General features: G+C 76.1%; 14 protein-coding genes. 3 read left to right on the forward strand and 11 right to left on the reverse strand.

Annotation, left to right across the window (positions count from 1 at the left end; all coding sequences use genetic code 11):
• Positions 1–51: 51 nt before the first annotated feature.
• The 8 genes from murD to mraZ all read right to left on the reverse strand — a co-directional run bounded on the left by murD (position 52) and on the right by mraZ (position 9,859).
• Positions 52–1,527 carry a UDP-N-acetylmuramoyl-L-alanine--D-glutamate ligase gene (murD, locus tag FB586_RS15890; protein ID WP_136520330.1) on the reverse strand — a complete coding sequence of 492 codons (1,476 nt, stop codon included), beginning with the start codon at positions 1,525–1,527 and terminating at the stop codon, positions 52–54.
• Entirely contained in the window at positions 1,528–2,610 is a 1,083-nt protein-coding gene (gene mraY, locus FB586_RS15895) for a phospho-N-acetylmuramoyl-pentapeptide-transferase (RefSeq protein WP_136520331.1), read from the reverse strand.
• A complete protein-coding gene (locus FB586_RS15900; RefSeq protein WP_136520332.1) occupies positions 2,607–4,040 on the reverse strand; it encodes a UDP-N-acetylmuramoyl-tripeptide--D-alanyl-D-alanine ligase in 1,434 nt (477 codons plus the stop codon). Before FB586_RS15900 ends, mraY begins: the two co-directional genes overlap by 4 nt.
• Positions 4,037–5,620, reverse strand: a complete 1,584-nt coding sequence (locus FB586_RS15905; RefSeq protein WP_136520333.1) for a UDP-N-acetylmuramoyl-L-alanyl-D-glutamate--2,6-diaminopimelate ligase — start codon at positions 5,618–5,620, stop codon at positions 4,037–4,039. Before FB586_RS15905 ends, FB586_RS15900 begins: the two co-directional genes overlap by 4 nt.
• A gap of 26 nt (positions 5,621–5,646) precedes the next feature.
• Positions 5,647–7,587 carry a peptidoglycan D,D-transpeptidase FtsI family protein gene (locus tag FB586_RS15910; RefSeq protein ID WP_246036835.1) on the reverse strand — a complete coding sequence of 647 codons (1,941 nt, stop codon included), beginning with the start codon at positions 7,585–7,587 and terminating at the stop codon, positions 5,647–5,649.
• Between the two features lie 101 nt (positions 7,588–7,688).
• A complete protein-coding gene (gene ftsL / locus FB586_RS15915; protein ID WP_136520335.1) occupies positions 7,689–8,099 on the reverse strand; it encodes a cell division protein FtsL in 411 nt (136 codons plus the stop codon).
• Positions 8,096–9,100 (reverse strand): 16S rRNA (cytosine(1402)-N(4))-methyltransferase RsmH, encoded by a 1,005-nt coding sequence (gene rsmH, locus FB586_RS15920; RefSeq protein WP_136520336.1) that lies wholly within the window; start codon positions 9,098–9,100, stop codon positions 8,096–8,098. The genes ftsL and rsmH overlap by 4 nt, the downstream gene beginning before the upstream one ends.
• Positions 9,101–9,385: 285 nt before the next feature.
• A complete protein-coding gene (gene mraZ, locus FB586_RS15925; RefSeq protein ID WP_136520337.1) occupies positions 9,386–9,859 on the reverse strand; it encodes a division/cell wall cluster transcriptional repressor MraZ in 474 nt (157 codons plus the stop codon).
• 448 nt (positions 9,860–10,307) lie between these two features.
• On the opposite strand from mraZ, the gene FB586_RS15930 reads away from it, so the two are divergent.
• The 3 genes from FB586_RS15930 to FB586_RS19490 are packed head-to-tail and all read left to right on the forward strand — an operon-like array spanning position 10,308 to position 14,907.
• Positions 10,308–11,306, forward strand: a complete 999-nt coding sequence (locus FB586_RS15930) for an AAA family ATPase (protein WP_136520338.1) — start codon at positions 10,308–10,310, stop codon at positions 11,304–11,306.
• Positions 11,306–12,568 (forward strand): DUF58 domain-containing protein, encoded by a 1,263-nt coding sequence (locus FB586_RS15935; RefSeq protein ID WP_136520339.1) that lies wholly within the window; start codon positions 11,306–11,308, stop codon positions 12,566–12,568. The genes FB586_RS15930 and FB586_RS15935 overlap by 1 nt, the downstream gene beginning before the upstream one ends.
• Positions 12,565–14,907, forward strand: coding sequence for a transglutaminase TgpA family protein (locus tag FB586_RS19490; RefSeq protein WP_168800584.1), 2,343 nt, complete (start codon positions 12,565–12,567; stop codon positions 14,905–14,907). The genes FB586_RS15935 and FB586_RS19490 overlap by 4 nt, the downstream gene beginning before the upstream one ends.
• 346 nt (positions 14,908–15,253) lie before the next feature.
• Here the strand turns inward: FB586_RS19490 and FB586_RS15945 are convergent, their stop codons facing one another.
• Genes FB586_RS15945 through FB586_RS15955 form a run of 3 tightly spaced genes read right to left on the reverse strand, consistent with a single transcriptional unit; the run spans position 15,254 to position 17,379 of the window.
• A complete protein-coding gene (locus FB586_RS15945; RefSeq protein ID WP_136520340.1) occupies positions 15,254–15,658 on the reverse strand; it encodes an SCO2097 family morphological protein in 405 nt (134 codons plus the stop codon).
• Between the two features lie 39 nt (positions 15,659–15,697).
• On the reverse strand, positions 15,698–16,930 hold the full coding sequence (locus tag FB586_RS15950) for a DNA polymerase Y family protein (RefSeq protein ID WP_168800585.1): 1,233 nt from the start codon (positions 16,928–16,930) through the stop codon (positions 15,698–15,700).
• On the reverse strand, positions 16,927–17,379 hold the full coding sequence (locus FB586_RS15955) for an SAV_6107 family HEPN domain-containing protein (protein ID WP_136520342.1): 453 nt from the start codon (positions 17,377–17,379) through the stop codon (positions 16,927–16,929). The genes FB586_RS15950 and FB586_RS15955 overlap by 4 nt, the downstream gene beginning before the upstream one ends.
• Positions 17,380–17,450 lie beyond the last annotated feature (71 nt).

Below are 17,450 nucleotides of genomic sequence, written 5' to 3' on the forward strand. Positions count from 1 at the left end.
TGCCGCCGTGGGGCGTGCGCGTGGCGGCGGGCCCGCGGTCCGCCGTCGTGGTCACGACCCCGCCTCCGGGGCGTCCTCGCGCGGGGTCACCCCGTCCGCACCGAGGGCGCGGACGGCGGCCGCGAAGGCGTCCCCGCGCGCGGCGTACGAGGCGAACTGGTCCATCGAGGCGCTGGCCGGCGCCAGGAGCACGGTCACCGGCACGCCTGCGGGCGCCCCGGCGGCGAGCCGGCGCGCCTCCTGCACGGCACGGGTCATCACCGGCTCAGTCTCACCGGCGGGGACCTCGATCACCGGGACGTCCGGTGCGTGTCGGGCGAGGGCGTCGCGCAGCGGCGCGCGGTCGACGCCGATGAGCACGACGGCACGCAGCCGGTCCCGGCGCGCCCGCACGAGCTCGTCGAACGACGCGCCCTTGGCCAGCCCGCCCGCGACCCACACGACCGAGCCCTCGCCGAACGCGGCGAGGGACGCCGACGCGGCGTGCGCGTTCGTCGCCTTGGAGTCGTCGACGTACGCGACGCCGTCGACGTGCCCGACGGTCACGATGCGGTGCGCGCCGGGTGCGAACGCACGCAGCCCGTCGCGCACGTGCACGGGCTCCACGCCGTGGGCCAGGGCGAGCGCGGCCGCCGCGAGCGCGTTGCGCACGACGTGCGGCGGCACCACGCCGCCCGGGCCGGCCAGCTGGGCGAGGTCGGCCAGGGTGCCCAGCTCGGCGGCGTGGGTGTGCCGCAGGCGGGCGAAGCCGCGGTCGACGAGGACGTCGTCGACGAGCCCGACCTGCCCGACGGACGGCGTGCCGAGCGTGAAGCCCACGGCGACGGCGCCGTCGACGACGTCCGCCTCCCGCACGAGCTCCTCGGTCACGGGGTCCGACGCGCTGTACACGCACGCGACCTGGGTGCGCTCGTAGATGCGGCCCTTGGCCTGCGCGTAGTCCTCGAGCGACCCGTGCCAGTCCAGGTGGTCCGGGGCCACGTTGAGCACCGCCGACGCCTGCGGCGACATCGAGGACGTGTGGTGCAGCTGGAAGCTCGACAGCTCGACCGCGAGCACGTCGACCTGCGGGTCCACCGCGGCCAGGACCACCGGCGTCCCGACGTTGCCCACCGCGAGCACCCGGCGCCCGGCCGCCCGCAGGATCGACTCGAGCATGCCGACGGTCGTCGTCTTGCCGTTCGTCCCGGTGACCGCCAGCCACGGCGCCGGCTCCCCGCCGCCCCCGTCCCGGGGCACCCGGACCTGCCACGCGAGCTCGACCTCGCTCCACACGGGCACGCCGCGCTCGCGCGCGGCCGCGAGCAGCGGGTGGTGCGGCGGCATGCCCGGTGAGGCGACGACGAGGTCCGCCCCGGCGAGGTCGCCCGCCACGAGCGCGTCGACGTCGCGGTGGTCGGCCTCGTCCGCGCGGTCGTCGAACGTGACGACGCGCGCGCCGCGGTCGGCGAGGACCTGGGCCGCGGCCCGGCCGGACACGCCGAGACCGGCGACCAGGACGGTGCGGCCGTCGAACCTGGCGTCCACCTAGCCCGCCACCCACTCCGCGTAGAAGATGCCGACGCCGAGGGCCACGAACAGGCCCGCGATGATCCAGAACCGGATGACGATCGTGACCTCGCCCCACCCCGACAGCTCGAAGTGGTGGTGCAGCGGTGCCATCTTGAACACCCGTTTGCCGGTCATCTTGAAGAAGCCGATCTGGATGACGTCCGACAGCACGATGAGGACGAAGAGGCCGCCGATGATCGCGCCGAGGATCTCCGTGCGCGTGAGGATCGTCAGCGCCGCGAGCGCCCCGCCGAGCGCGAGCGAACCCGTGTCGCCCATGAAGATCTTCGCCGGGCTGGCGTTCCACCACAGGAAGCCGAACAGGGCCCCGGTGATCGCCGCGGCCACGACGGCGAGGTCGAGCGGGTCGCGCGTCTCGTAGCAGCGCGGCCCCGCCGTCAGCACGGACTGGCAGGTCTGGTTGAACTGCCACACGCCGACGACGACGTAGGCGCCGAACACGATGAGCGAGACACCGGTGGCGAGGCCGTCGAGGCCGTCGGTGAGGTTCACCGCGTTGGACCAGGCCGTGATGAGGAAGTTCGCCCAGATGACGAACAGGATCAGGCCCACGGTCGCCCCGGCGAAGGCCAGGTCCAGGTCCGTGTCGCGGATGAACGAGATCCGGGTCGACGCCGGCGTGCGGAACTGCTCGTTCGGGAACTGCAGCGCGAGCACCGAGAACGTGACGCCGACGACGCCCTGCCCGACGATCTTCCACAGCGGGGACAGGCCGAGGCTGCGCTGCCGCGAGATCTTGATGAAGTCGTCGAGGAACCCGACGACCCCGAGCCCGGTCATGAGGAACAGCGCGAGCACGGCCGACGCGCTCGGCGCGGTGCCGGTGATGAGCAGCCCCGCCAGCCACCCGACGAGGGTGGCGCCGATGATGACGACGCCGCCCATCGTGGGCGTGCCGCGCTTGGTGAAGTGGGCGGTCGGGCCGTCCTGCCGGATGAACTGGCCGTACTGGCGCTTGACGAGGAAGCGGATGAACAGGGGCGTGCCGAGCAGCGCCACGAGCATCGCCAGACCGCCCGAGATCAGGACGGCCCTCATGCGTCGGCCCCCACGAGCCGGTCGCCCAGACGCCACAGGCCCGCCCCGTAGGACGACTTCACGAGCACCACGTCACCGGGCCGGAGCTCCTGCTCGAGGAACGCGGCAGCGGCCTCGACGTCGTCGGCCAGCACCACCTCGTCGCCCCACGACCCCTCGTGGTTGGCGCCGTCGCGGATGGCCCGCGCCCCGTCCCCCACGACGACCGTCAGCCCGATGTTGAGCCGCACCACGAGCCGCCCGATCGCGTCGTGCGCCGTGCGGTGCTCGTCGCCGAGCTCGAGCATCTCGCCGAGCACGGCCACCGACCGCCGCTCGCGGCCGGCGATGACGGCGAGGGCCTTGAGCGCCGCGCGCATCGAGTCGGGGTTCGCGTTGTAGGAGTCGTCGATCACGGTGACCCCGTCGGGCCGCTCCACCACGTGCATGCGGTGCGGCGAGAGGGCGTCGGCCGCGCTGAGCCCCTGCGCGACCTCGTCGAGGGTCAGCCCGACGGCCAGGGCTGCCGTGGCGGCGGCCAGCGCGTTGTGCACGTGGTGCTCGCCGACCAGGCGCAGCTGCACCTCGCGCTCGTCGCCGGACGGCACGTCGACGAGCCGGAACCGCGCGCGGCCGAGGGCGTCCAGCCGGACGTCGACGGCGCGCACGTCCGCGTCGGAGGACGCACCGAACAGCACCACGGGCCCGGGGGCGTCCGCGGCCATCGCGCGCACCCGCTGGTCGTCGGCGTTGAGCACCGCGGTGCCGCCGGGCGCGAGGCCCGCGACGATCTCGGCCTTCGCCCGGGCGACCGCCTCGATGCCGCCGAAGCCGCCGAGGTGCGCCTGCCCGACGACCAGCACGACGGACACGTCGGGCGGGGCGATCTGCGTCAGGTACGTCAGGTGGCCCGGACCGCTCGCCCCCATCTCGAGGACCAGGAACCGGGTGTGCTCGTCGGCCCGCAGCACGGTCAGCGGGAGGCCGATCTCGTTGTTGAACGAGCGCACGGGGGCCACCGTCGGGCCGGCCGCGCCGCACAGCTGCGCGAGCAGGTCCTTCGTCGTCGTCTTGCCGACCGACCCGGTCACGCCGACGACCCGCAGGCCGCTGCCCCCGGGCTCGACGGCCGCCTCGCGCAGCCGCGCCAGCACGTCCCGGGCGAGGTCGCCCAGCGCCCGCTCGACGTCGGGGACGACCACGCACGGCAGGGGGCCGTCGGGACCGTCGAGGGGGCGCGCGGCGAGCACGAGCGCCGCGCCCGCCGTCACCGCGGCGGGTGCGAAGTCGTGCCCGTCGACGTGCTCGCCGGGCAGCGCGACGAACAGGCCGCCGGGGAGCACCTCGCGGGAGTCGACGACGACGGGGCCGGCGACGACCGCCGTCTCGGCGACGCCGGACAGCGAGCCGCCGGTCGCGGCCGCGATCTCGGCCGCAGTCAGGGCGATCACGCGTGCTGCTCCTGCCGACGGGCCTGCTCGTGGCGCGCGGCGAGGAACACGTCGCGGTCGTTGTATCGGTGGAACACCCCGGCGATCTCCTGGGTCGGTTCGTGGCCCTTGCCCGTGACGATGACCGTGTCCCGGTCACCGGCGAGGGCGAGGGCGTCGCGGATGGCCTGCGCGCGGCTGGTCGCCTCGTGCACGTCGGCCAGGTCGGGTCGGACGTCGCGCACCCCGGCGAGGATCGCCGCGCGGATCGCGGCGGGGTCCTCCGAGCGGGGGTTCTCGTCCGTGACGACGAGGACGTCGGCGAGGCGCGCGGCGACGGCGCCCATGAGGGGGCGCTTGCCGCGGTCGCGGTCGCCGTCGGAGCCGAAGACGATCACGAGCCGCCCCGGCGTGATGGGGCGGACCGCGTCGAGCGCGAGCTCGAGCGCGTCGGGCGTGTGGGCGTAGTCGACGAGGCACAGCGGCCAGCCGTCCCCCCGCTCGACGACACGCTCCATGCGGCCGGGGATGGCGTGCGCGCGTCCGACGGCCGCGATCGCGGCGTCCAGCGGGACGCCCGCGGCGTGCGCGAGCACCACCGCGAGCGCCGCGTTCGAGACGTTGACGAGCCCCGGCAGGGGGCTGGCGGCCTCGTGCTCGACGCCGTCGGGGCCGCGCAGCGTGAAGCGCGAGCCCACGCCGTCGAGGCCGACGTCGGCGGAGACGACGGACCAGTCGGCCCGGTCGGCCTCCCGCGCGCCGACGTGGGTCGAGACCGTCTCCACGGGGATCGGCGACTCCGCCGCGAGGCGCTGCCCCCAGGCGTCGTCGACGACGACCACCCCGCGCTTCGCCTGCCCGGCCGCGAACAGCCGCGCCTTGTCGCGGAAGTACCCCTCCATGTCGCCGTGGAAGTCGAGGTGGTCGCGCTGCAGGTTCGTGAAGCCGACGACGTCGAACTCGACGCCGCCCACGCGGCCGAGCGCGAGCGCGTGCGACGAGACCTCCGTCGTCAGCGCGGTCGCACCCCGCTCGTGCGCGAGCGCGAGGAGCGATTGCAGGACGGGCGCCTCGACGGTCGTGCGCGGGCTCTCCACGGCCTCGTCCCCGACGCGCAGCTCGACGGTGCCGAGCACCGCGGTGCGCTCGTGCACGGCCCGCAGCGCGGCGTCCACGAAGTAGGTCGTCGTCGTCTTGCCGTTCGTCCCCGTCACGCCGACGGTCACGAGCCGGCGCGCGGGGTGGTCGTGGAACCAGGCCGCGACGGGTCCGGCGGCCGTGCGGGGGTCCTCCGCGAGCACCACGGGCACCGCGTCGCCGACCTGCTCGACGACGAGCCGCGCGCCCGCGCGGTCCGTGAGGACGGCGACGGCACCGGCGGTCACGGCGTCACGGGCGAACCGAGCACCGTGGACCTTGAGGCCCGGCACCGCGACGAACAGGTCGCCGGCGACGACCTCGCCGCTCGCCATGGTGACGCCCGTGAACGTCACGTCCTCCCCCGTCGGGCCGGCCAGGGACAGACCGAGAGCGGCCACGAGCTCGCCGACCCTGCGGACCGGCGGGTGCTCGGGGCGCAGCCGGCCCAGGGGGGACGTCATGGGGAGGAATCTACCCCGGTCGGCCCTCACCACGTCGTCGGGAAGAGCGTCGCCGAGGACCCCGACGGCGGCACCCCGAGCTGCTGCAGCGCGTACTGCGTGACCGAGCTGAAGACCGGCGCCGCGACCGTGCCGCCGTAGATGGAGGACTTGGGGTCGTGGAGGATCACGGCGGTGACGACCTGCGGGTCGTCGACCGGCGCGACGCCGATGAAGGACGACGTGTAGCCGGCCGGGTTGAACTTCTGCGCCGTGCCGGTCTTGCCGCCGACGCGGTAGCCCGCGATGGCCCCGCCCGACCCCGTGCCGTCCGCGACCGTGCTCTCCATCATCGACAGCACGGTGGCCGCGGTCTCGGACGAGACGACCCGCGTCCCCTCCGGCTGCGTCTGCGGCCGGTACTCCCCGTCGGGCGAGGTCCAGCCCGCGATGAGGTGCGGCTGCGCCCGCACCCCGTCGTTCGCGATGGTCGCGAAGACGCTGGCGGCCTGCAGCGCGTTGACCGACACCGCCTGCCCGAACAGCACGGCGTACTCGTCCCGGCCCTGCCAGCGGTCGGGTGTCCGCAGGAGCCCCGCGGACTCGCCCGGCAGCTCGATGCCCGTCCGCGAGCCGAAGCCGAACGCGGACAGGTACTGGTACCGCTGCTCCTTGCTCAGCCGCTCGCCGATCAGGATCGTGCCGACGTTGGAGGACTCCGCGAAGACGCCCGTCGCCGTCAGCTGCTGCACCGGGTGGTCGTGCGAGTCCTTGATCGTCTCCCCGTGCGGGGTCTGCCAGCGGTCGGCCACGGAGAACTGCTCGGTGGGCGTGACGAGACCGAGCTCGAGCGCCGCCGCCATCGTCACGACCTTGCTGGTGGACCCCGGCTCGAAGACCTGCGTCACCGCGGGCGACAGCGCGCCCGTGCCCGCCTCGCCGGGGTCGTTGGGGTCGATGGAGCCCGAGTCCGCCAGCGCGAGGACCTCGCCGTTCGGGCGCATCACGACGATCGCGCCGCCGGTCGCACCCGTCGCCGCCACCTGCGCGTCGAGCGCGGCCTGCGCCTTCCACTGCAGGTCGGACTTGAGGGTCAGGCGCACCGAGTCGCCCTCCCGCGCCGGCGTCCCCTCGGACACGCCGCCGGGGATCGGCTGGCCGCCGCGCCCGCGCTCGTACCGCTCACGCCCCTTGGCACCCTGCAGACGCTCGTCGAGCGTCATCTCCAGCCCCTGCAGGCCGGTGCCGTTCGAGTTGACGAAGCCCAGCATGTTCCCGGCGACGGCGCCCTTGGGGTACACGCGGTCGGCGACCTTGTCGACCATGACCCCGTCGATGCGCAGCGCGCGGATGTCGCGCGCGACCTCGGGCAGCACGTTCTTCTGGATCACCGTGTACGGACGCTCCCCCACGAGCCGACCCCCGAGCTCCGCGGGGTTCACGCCGAGCAGCGGCGCGAGGCGTGCGGCCACGCCGGCGGGCCCGTCCTCGCCGTCCGAGCCGCGCGCGGCGTAGCGCGCCACCTTCTGCTGGTCGACGGCGATCGTGTAGCGCTCGACCGACGTCGCCAGCACCACGCCGTCGGCGTCGGTGATCTCGCCGCGCGCGCCGAGCACCTCCTGGGTCGCCATCCGCTGCGCCTGCGCCTGGGCGGCGATCTCGGGCCCGCGGATCACCTGCACGTAGACGAGCCGCCCCGCGAACAGGACGAACAGCAGCGCGAAGGTCACCACGAGCGCCAGCAGGCGACCGCGGGACGCGGGCCGGACCGGGCGCGCAGGCGCGGGCCGCGGGGCCCGCAGGGCAGGGGCACCACCGGGACGGCGCGCCGCCGCGGAGCGGGTGGCGCCGCGCGGCGCGCGCGACGTGGCGGGCCGCGCGGCGTGGCCGTCGCGGGGCGCGCGCGCGGCGGTGGGTGCGCCCGCACGCCGGCCGCTCGCGTCCTGCACGGGTGCCCGGCGCGTGGTCGTGCCGGTGCGCTCGCTCACGCCGCCCACGGTGCCACGCGCGGCGGCCCCCGCCGGGACGACGCGCTGACGCGGCTGCCGTCCTCCCGTCGCACGTCCGGAGCCCGGACGCACGTCGGTGCTCATCCGCCCGCCGGAGCCGGCGCCCCCTGGACGCTGCCGTCCGCCAGGCGCAGCCAGCCGGTGCCGTTCGCCTCGACCATGCCGAGCGCGGTCGCGGCCTCGGCCAGACGTGCCGGCGACGAGCGCTGGTCGAGCGCCGCGACGAGGTCCATGCGGTCCTGCTCGAGGCGGCTGAGGGAGTTGGACAGCTCGTACCGCTCGAACGCGAGCGACGCCATCTGCGTGTTGAGCAGCAGCGCCGTGAGCAGCGCCCCCGCGAGGACCGCCATGCAGGCCAGCACGAACGGGACCCGCGACCGCGCCTGCTCGGGCGCGCGGACGACCCGCAGCCGCGGGGGCGGCGCGACGGCCGGGCGGGGCAGCGGGTACGCACGTGCGGTGCGTGCGGCGCTGGCAGGCAGGGCGCTCATGCGGCTCTCCTCGCGGTGCGCAGGTGGTCAGGGGTGGGTCGGACACGTTCGGCGGCGCGCAGCCGGACGGACTGCGCGCGCGGGTTGCGGGCGAGCTCCTCCGCGTCGGCCTCCTCGGCGCCGCGGGTCAGCAGGCGCAGGTACGGCGCGTGGGTCGCGGGCTCGACGGGCAGGTCGGGCGGCGCGCTCGAGGTCGCACCGGCGGCGAGCGCGCGCTTGACCAGCCGGTCCTCGAGGGACTGGTAGGACTCGACGACGATGCGGCCGCCCACGGCGAGCGCCTCGATCGCAGCGGGCAGGGCACGCTCGAGCGCGGCGAGCTCGCCGTTCACCTCGATCCGCAGCGCCTGGAAGGTGCGCTTGGCCGGGTGCCCGCCGGTCTTGCGGGTCGCGGCGGGGATGCTGGCGCGCACGATGTCGACGAGCTCGCCCGTGCGCGTCAGCGGCGCCTGCTCCCGCCGGCGCACGACGGCCCGAGCGATTCGCGCGGCGAACCGCTCCTCGCCGTACACGTGCAGCACGCGGGCGAGCGCACGCTCGTCGTAGGTGTTGAGCACCTCGGCGGCCGTCGCGCCCCGCGTGGGGTCCATGCGCATGTCCAGCGGCGCGTCGTGGGCGTAGGCGAAGCCGCGCTCGACCTCGTCGAGCTGCAGCGAGGACACCCCGAGGTCCATGAGCACGCCCTGCACGGACGGCAGCCCGAGGCGGTCGAGCACGTCGGGGATCTCGTCGTACACCGCGTGGACGCCGGTGAAGCGGTCGCCGAACGGGGCCAGGCGCCGGCCGGCGAGCTCGAGCGCCTGCGGGTCGCGGTCGATCCCGACCACGCGCACGCCGGGGAAGGCGCGCAGGACGCCCTCGGAGTGCCCGCCCATGCCCAGGGTGGCGTCGACGAGGACGGCACCCGTCCCCTCGATCGCGGGGCCGAGCAGGTCGAGGCAGCGCTGCAGCAGCACGGGGGTGTGGCGCGCGGCGGGGTCGACGTCGGTCGGCTCACCCATGACGCTCCTCCTTCCCGCCGTGCGGCGTCTCGTCGTCTCTGCGATCTCTGCTGGTGCTGCTGGTGCTGCGTGCTCGCTCCCGCGGTGACGGGAGCCGGTGCCGGCCGGACGGTCCCTCCCCCGTCCGGCCAGATCCCCCACCGACCTCTCTGGCGCCGGGGAAGTGCGTCAGAGAGGACGGGAGGAGGTCTCGTCGGGCGGAGGAGGGTGTGCGGGGCCGCGCCACCGGGCGGCAGCCTCGGCGGCGGTGCTGCGGTGCGGACATCGATCGGGTCGGCGGACGGCTCAGAACGGGCCGTTCGGGAAGACCTCCTCGGTCGTGTCGGCGTAGCCCGCCTCCTGCTCGGCCAGGTAGGCCTCCCAGGCGGCGAGGTCCCAGATCTCGACCCGGGTGCCCGTGCCGATCACGGCCACGTCGCGGTCGAGGCCGGCGTACTTGCGCAGCACCGGCGGGATCGAGATGCGTCCCTGCTTGTCCGGCAGCTCGTCGCTGGCCCCGGACAGGAAGACACGCAGGTAGTCACGGGCCTGCTTGCTCGTGACGGGCGCCTGCCGCAGCTGGTCGTGCATCCGCCGGAACTCGTCCATCGGGAGCAGGAAGAGGCAGCGCTCCTGCCCGCGCGTCATGACGAGCCCCGGGGCCAGCTGCGGCCGGAACTTCGCCGGGAGGATGAGCCGGCCCTTGTCGTCCAGGCGCGGCGTGTAGGTGCCGAGGAAGGGCGCGAAGGAGCCGAAGGCGCCGGTCGGGTCATGCGACACCTCACTCCCTCCTGGTCGGCGTTCCTGGCTGTCCCCCCGCCGTGACGGACCGGTCTCTCCCGGCCTCACCACGTGTCTCCACGCTACTCCACTTCCCTCCACCCGCATCCGGAAGGACGCGCAAGTTCACCCAGTCGAGCAGCGTCTTCGCAGGTCAGAGCCTGTGGAGGAAAGTGGAGGACGAGGCGCGCGCCCGTCGTGTCGCAGAAGCGCGACGGATTCGCGGGGCGGGGCGAAACGGCCCGATCGCGGGCGATCCGGGCAGCCCGGCGCGGCCGCGGGGAGGGTCGTGGGGGGCGGTGGAGCACGAGCCGGGGCCTGCGTGGAGGGAAGTGGGGGGACCTGCCCGGCGCCGCCCGCGCGGCCAGGCGGGCGAAGTGCGGACGAGCGACCCCGGAGGTGTCGTACGCCACGTACGCTCGTCCCCTGGTCCGCCGAGGGAGCTGCGATGCAGGCACTGCCGTCTCCGGACGAGCTCGACGAGCTCGTCGCCGTCACCGCCCGGCTGCGCGCCGGGGTCGAGTCGGTCGTCACCGGCCGTCCCGAGCTGGTCCGCGTCGCCCTCGCGGTCCTGCTGGCGGAGGGGCACCTGCTCCTCGAGGACGTGCCGGGCGTGGGCAAGACGACGCTCGCCAAGGCGATCGGGCGCAGCATCGACGCCCCGGTCGGGCGGATCCAGTTCACGCCCGACCTGCTGCCCAGCGACCTGACCGGCGTGAACATCTTCCGGGCGCAGACGCACGAGTTCGAGTTCCGGCCCGGTCCCGTGTTCGCCCACGTGGTCATCGGCGACGAGATCAACCGCGCCTCCCCGAAGACGCAGTCCGCCCTGCTCGAGTGCATGCAGGAGGCGCAGGCCACGGTGGACGGGCGCACCTACCCGCTCCCCCGCCCGTTCCTCGTCGTCGCCACGCAGAACCCGGTCGAGATGGAGGGGACGTACCCGCTGCCGGAGGCGCAGCGGGACCGCTTCATGGCCCGGCTGACGGTGGGGTACCCGAGCGTCGAGAGCGAGATCGCGATGCTCGACGCGCAGGAGACCACCGACCCGCTGGCCCGCCTGCGCCCGGCCACGAACCCGCAGCAGGTGGCCCGCCTCATCGACGTGGCGCGCCGCCTGCACGCCGCACCCGGCGTGAAGAGGTACGTCGTGGACCTCGTCGCCGCCTCGCGCGAGGAGCCCGGGCTGCGGCTCGGCGCGTCCCCCCGCGCCGCCATCCAGCTGCTGCGCGCGGCCAAGGCGCTCGCTGCGTCCGCCGGCCGTGACCACGTGCTCCCGGACGACGTGCAGGAGCTCGCGGTGCCCGTGCTCGCGCACCGCCTGCTGCCGAGCACCGAGGCACGGCTGTCCGGCCGGTCGACCCAGGACGTCGTCGCCGACCTCGTCGCCCGCACACCCGTGCCGTCCCTCGACCCGCCCGCACGCGTGCGGCGCCTCCTGGGCTGATGCGCCTGCGGCCGACCGTCCGCGGCGGGGCGCTCGCCGCCGCCGGCGCCGTCGCGCTCCACGCCGGCGTCTCGCTCGGGGCGCTGGACCTGGCCCGTGTCGGCGTGCTCCTGCTCGTGCTCGTGCTCGTCGCCCTCGCCGTCGTGGCGCTCGGCGACCCCGCCCGCGGCCGCCGGCTCGAGGTGGTCCGGGACGTGACCCCGAACCCGGTGCACGCCGGCGAGGAGGCCCAGGTGCACGTGGTGGTCCGCGCGAACGACGCCGGCGCGCGGGCCCGGCTCGCCGGCCTGCGCTTCGCCGAGCAGGCCGCGGTGGAGCTCTCGGGCGGTCGGCCGCTGCGCGCACGGGTACGGCGGGCGGCCGACCGGGTCACCGTCACCTACCCCGTGCACGGCACGCAGCGCGGCCGCTGGCCGCTGGGTCCCCTCGTCGTCACCCGCACGGACGTCTTCGGGGTCGTCCGCGCCCGCACGACCCTCGGCGAGGACTCCGAGGTGGCCGTGTGGCCGGCGGTCACCCCGCTGCCCGCACCCGGTGACGTGCTCGTGGGCGAGCCCGACCGCGTCGCGCTCGGCGCCCGGACGCCGTCCCCGGACGACGCGAGCCTGCGCGACTACCGCGAGGGCGACGACCTGCGGCGCGTGCACTGGCGGTCCAGCGCACGGCGCGGCGCGCTGCTGGTCCGGTCCGACGAGCGCGCGGGCATGCGCCCGGTGACGGTCCTGCTCGACCTCCCGGTCCGCAGCAGCGCCGCGGAGTGGACGATCTCGGTCGCGGCGTCGATGGCGCTGGCGATGCTGGACGGCGGGCACCCCGTGCGCCTCGTCGGCGCCGGGATCGGCACCGGGACGGCCGGGGGCACCGCCGGCACGTCCGCGTTCGTCCACGGTCGCTCCGGGCCGGAGGCACGCGCCGCGCTCCTCGACCTGACGGTCGACCTGCAGCCGGCGCGCTCGACGAACGAGGCGGAGGCGCACCTGCTGGACGCCGCTCGCCTGCTGCACACGACGGGTTCCGGCGGCGAGATCGTGCTGGCCGTGCTCGGCCCGCTCACCGCCGCCGCGCGCGCCGCACTCGCCCACGTGAGCGACGCCGGCCAGGGGTGGGCACTCGTCCGCGCCGACGGGCGTCACGGGGGCGACGAGCGCGACGCCCGGCACACCCAGGCCGCGCTCGTGCGCGCCGGGTGGCGCGCGGCGCCCGCGACCGCCGGCGAGGACCCGGTCGCGTGCTGGCTCCGACTGCTCGGGAGCGCCCGGTGAACCGGCCCGTGGGCGCCGAGCACGGCGCTCGTGCCGTGCTCGGGTCCGCCCTGTCCGTCCTGGCCACCTGGGCCAGCCTGCTCGCGCTCGGCGGGCTGATCGACGGCCGGCGCTGGCTGGTCGTCGCGTGCCTCGCCGTGCTCGTCGTCGCCTCGGCGGCCGCGGTCGCGCGCGCGCTCACCCGCGTCTGGTGGGTGCCCACCGCGGCGGGTGCGGCCGTGGCTCTCGTGGGTCTCGTGCTGCGCTACGGCGCCCCGCCCGGTCGGCCGCAGTTCCTGCCCGACCTCGACGCCGTGGGGCGTGCCTGGGCGCTCGCCCGCGAAGGGGTCCGGGTCGTCAACGACTCGTTCGTCCCCATGCCGGACGTCCGGCCGGGCGAGATGCTCGTCGTGGTCGGGGCCGTGTCCGTCGTCCTGCTCGTCGACCTGGCGGTGCTCGGGCTGCGCGTCCCCGCCGTCGCGGGCCTCGCGCTGCTCACCCTCTGGGTGCCGGCCGTGGTGCTCGGCTTCCCCGCCGGCGGCGGCCCGGTCTTCTGGACCGCGGTCGCGTACCTCGCGCTGCTCGCCTACGGCGCCGCGCCGCACCACGCCCGCGCCGGACGCGCGCGGCGGGCCGTCACCGCCGGGGCCGGGGCGGCGCTGCTCGCGACCGTGGGACTCGTCGCCGGTCCCGTGCTCATGGACGTCCCCGGCTGGGCGTCGGTCGCCCTGCCGCAGCTCGGCTCCACCCCGGTGGGGCCGCTGGAGCTCAGCGACGAGCTCGACCTGCGCGAGAGCCTCGGGGCGCGCTCGGGCCAGGAGGTGCTCCGCTACCGGGTCACCGACCCCACGGCGCCGGACGAGGGCGCCGCCGGGGACGACGGCGCGGCGGCTCGTGCGGCGGTGGACGGGGTCGCTCCTGCCCCCACCGCGTCGGGCCCTGCGACCCGCGCCGTCGACGCCCGCCTCGTGGGCCCGCTGCGGGCCTTCACGCTCGCGACGTTCGACGGGCGCACGTGGGAGCGCGACGAGCCCGAGGAGCTGCGGCCCTGGCGGGCCGGCACCCTGCTGGCGTCGGACGGCACCACGGCCGGCGCGCTCCCCGACCCCTCCGCCGGCACGCTCGCACAGGTCGACGTCACCGTCGGCGCGCTGCGCGAGCGGCGGCTGCCGGTCAGCACGCACCCGCGCACGGTCGACGTCGCCGGCCCGTGGGGCTGGGACCAGGACCGCGACGAGGTCGTCGGGGAGCGCAGCACCGACCGCGACCTGACCTACTCGATGCTCGTGCAGGTGCCGGACCTGACCCCCGACGCGCTGCGCGAGACACCGGTCGGCACCCCGCCCGACGCCTCGCTGTACGTCACCGTGCCGGACACCGAGCACCGGGAGGACGTCGAACGCCTCGTCCGTGACCTCACCGCCGACGACGAGACGCCGTACGCCCAGGCCATGACCCTGCAGAGCTGGTTCCGCTCCGCCAGCAACTTCACGTACGACACGCGCGTGCCGCCCGCGCGCACCTCGGACGCCGTGTGGGACTTCCTGGAGTCGCGGCGCGGGTACTGCGTGCAGTTCGCGACCGCCATGACGGTGATGTCCCGCACGCTCGGCATCCCGGCCCGCGTGGGGGTCGGCTTCCTGCCGGGCGAACGGACCGAGGACGGGACCTACGTCGTCACGGGCCGCCTCGCCCACGCCTGGCCCGAGCTGTACTTCGAGGGCCGCGGCTGGGTGCGCTTCGAGCCCACGCCTGCCTCCCAGACCGGCCCGCCGCCCGTGTGGGCGGACCCCTTCACCGGTGTCCAGGGCAGCGGTGGGCCGCCGGAGGAGATGGAGCCCGGCCAGGCCGCGCCCGTGCCCGGGGCGAGCGCGGGCAGCACCGCGCCGCCGGCGTCGGCACCGGAGGCGGCGGAGGACGGGGCACCGTGGGCCGCGGTCGCGGTCACGGTGGGCCTGGCGGTGCTGGTGCTCGGCGGCGCCGCAGCGGGCGTGCTGCTCGCGCGGCGCCGACGGGCCGAGCCGCCGACGGACCCCGAGCAGGCGTGGGCCCGGCTGCGTCGCGACCTCGCACGCCTCGGACTGACGTGGTCGGACGCCGCCACCCCGCGCGGCGCGTTGCGGGAGGTGCAGCGTGCGCTGCTGCTGCGCACGGAGACGCTGCTGGACGGACCCGCCCTCTCCGCGTTCGAGCGGCTCGTCGACGCCGTCGAGAGCCGCCGTTACGCGCCGACGCCGCCGGCCGTGGGGCCGGCGGCGCTCGACGAGTGGGTGACCCAGGTGCGGGACCGGGCGGGTGAGCTGGTCAGCGACCGCCCTCGTGCCGGCGTCGGTCCCAGCGCTCCTCGAGCCGGCTCATGACGCCCTGCTCGCGCCCGGACCTGCGCGCCGCCCACGGATGGTGCACCGCCCCGTCGGGACGCGCCGCCCCCTGAGGTCGGGGCCGCGCGCGCCGCGGTGCCGTCCACCGCGACCAACCTGACGACGGGACGCGCGAGGACCGAGCCACGGCAGCCGACGACGCGGCCCGGACGAGCAGCAGACCGACGACGCCACGCACACCGGTACGACCGGCCCTCGCCGGGCCGCGCGAGCGGCACGTCGGCCGCAGTCGAGAGCCGCCGTGACACGCCGACGCCGCCGGCCGTGGGGCCGGCGGCGCTCGACGAGTGGGTGACCCAGGTGCGGGACCGGGCGGATGAGCTGGTCAGCGACCGCCCTCGTGCCGGCGTCGGTCCCAGCGCTCCTCGAGCCGGCTCATGAAGCCCTGCTTGCGCCCCGCCGGGCGCGCTGCCGACGGGCGGCGCACCGTGCCGTCGGGACGCACCGCGCCCTGAGGGCCGGACCGCGCGCGGCGCGGTGCCGCGAACGCGTACGCGACCGCGGCGAACATGACGACGAAACCGAGGGCGCCGAGCCACGGCAGCGACGACGCGGCCCCGACGACCAGCAGCAGAAGACCGACGACGGCACCCGCACCGGCGACGACGTAACGCGTCACGGGGCGGCGACCGCCGCGGCTCGTCAGCGTGTTCGCGAGCCGAGGGTCGTCAGACGTGAGCTGACGTTCCATCTGCTCCAGAACGCGCTGCTCGTACTCGGAGAGTGGCATCCCGACCCCCGTCGCACTCCGGTGGACTGTGTGTGACGTTCAGGATATGTCGGCGGTGACGATGGTGGTAGTCGAGGGGCCCCGCACGAGGGTGACTCTGGCCGGTCGGATCTGCCGGGCGCCCCTCCGCGCGCCCGCAGGGGCGTCGGCGGGTGCCTCCGGCCCGGTCTCGTCGCCGTCCCCGGGGCGACCGGCGGCCCGATCCGCCCCCGAGGACGACCGGGGCGCGTCGAGCGCACCCAGCACGAGTCGGAGCGTCTCCGGCACCGCCGTCCACGTCGTACCCGCCAGGAGCGACCGGGTGACCAGGTGCAGCTCGTGCTCGCCGCGGGTCGGCGTGGCGAGCGCGCGTGAGAGCGTCAGGACCGCGCCGTCCGCCGTGACCGTCACGAGGTCGACGCGCCGCGTCGACCTCCCCTGCGCCCGCAGCAGCGCGGCGCCCTCACGAGCCAGGACGCGCACGGACCGCTCGAGCCGGCCGCGGTCACCACCGGCGTCCGCGCACGGGGTCTCCACCCGCAGCTCGTCCACCTCGGCACGCCGAGGGACCGGGACGACCGGACGCGGGTCGCGCCCCCACGCCAGGTCCTGCAGGCGCCGTGCGGCCACGGGTCCGAGCACCCGGCGCACACCGGCCGGCGACGCGGACGCGAGCTCTCCGAGCGCGTTGATGCCGTGCTCGGCGAGCACGGCCTCGACCGTCCCCTCGACCTCCGGCAGCACGGTGACGGGGAGCGGACGCAGGAAGCGGGCGGACGCGGCGCGCGGGACGAGGAGCACGCCGTCCGGGCCGGCGGCCCTGCCCGCGAGGCGGGCCACGACCTTCGTCGCCGCCACCCCCACGGCGCAGGACACCCCGTGCCGCGCCCGGACACGGTCGCGCACCAGCCAGGCGATCCTCGCCGGGCTCCCGTGGCGGCGGAGCGCGCCCGCGACGTCGACGAACGCCGCCGCCGGCCCGACGCGCTCGACGAGCGGGGTCAGCTCGGTCAGCACGTCGAGAAGGCCGGCCGCGACCCGCGCGTGGGCGTCGGGGTCGGCGGGCACCGGCACGGCACCGCGGCACCGTGCCAGCGCCGCATCCAGCGGCTCCCCCGCTGCCACGCCGGCGGCCCGTGCCGCTGCGGAGGCGTCCAGCACCGTCCCGTCCACGTGCACGACGACCGGGAAGCCGGACAGCTCGGGGCGGTGGGCGACGGCGACCTGCACCGGGAGGTCCTCGACCTCCACGTGGAGCACGTGGCAGCCGTCCTCCACGAGGTCGCCCCTCACCGTGCGGTCGCGACGTGCGGCACGTCGGCGCCGTCGGCGCCCTCGGCCAGCAGGGCGCGCACCGCGTCGACGAGGTCCTCGGCGGCGCACAGGGCCCGCTCGGCACGGGCCTCGGAGACGAGGTCGAACCGGCCGGCGTCGACCGCCGAGCGCAGCGGGGCGGACTGGGCGAAGAAGGCCGAGTACGTGTGGACCTCGGGAGCGACCGAGTCCAGCATGCCCCAGACGGTGCGGGGGGCGCCGCGCCCTGCCGGTCGTCCCCGCGCGGCGACGAGGCCGGCACCGGCGCGCAGCGCCGCCAGGTGGGCGTGCGAGAACTTCTCCCACGGCTCGCCGGAGAACTGGGCGGCCAGCAGCTCCGCGTCCGCGCGCGCGAGCAGGTCCGCTGTCTGCGGCGGCACCGCGGACGCGGCCGCACCGCTGCGCAGGACGCTCACGTGACCCGTCATCGCACCCACCTCCCGTCACGGCGGACGACCCGCCGCCACCATCATCGAACACCTGTTCGAATCGCGCAATC

It is taken from the genome of Cellulomonas telluris (assembly GCF_004886325.1).
Taxonomy (GTDB): domain Bacteria; phylum Actinomycetota; class Actinomycetes; order Actinomycetales; family Cellulomonadaceae; genus Cellulomonas; species Cellulomonas telluris.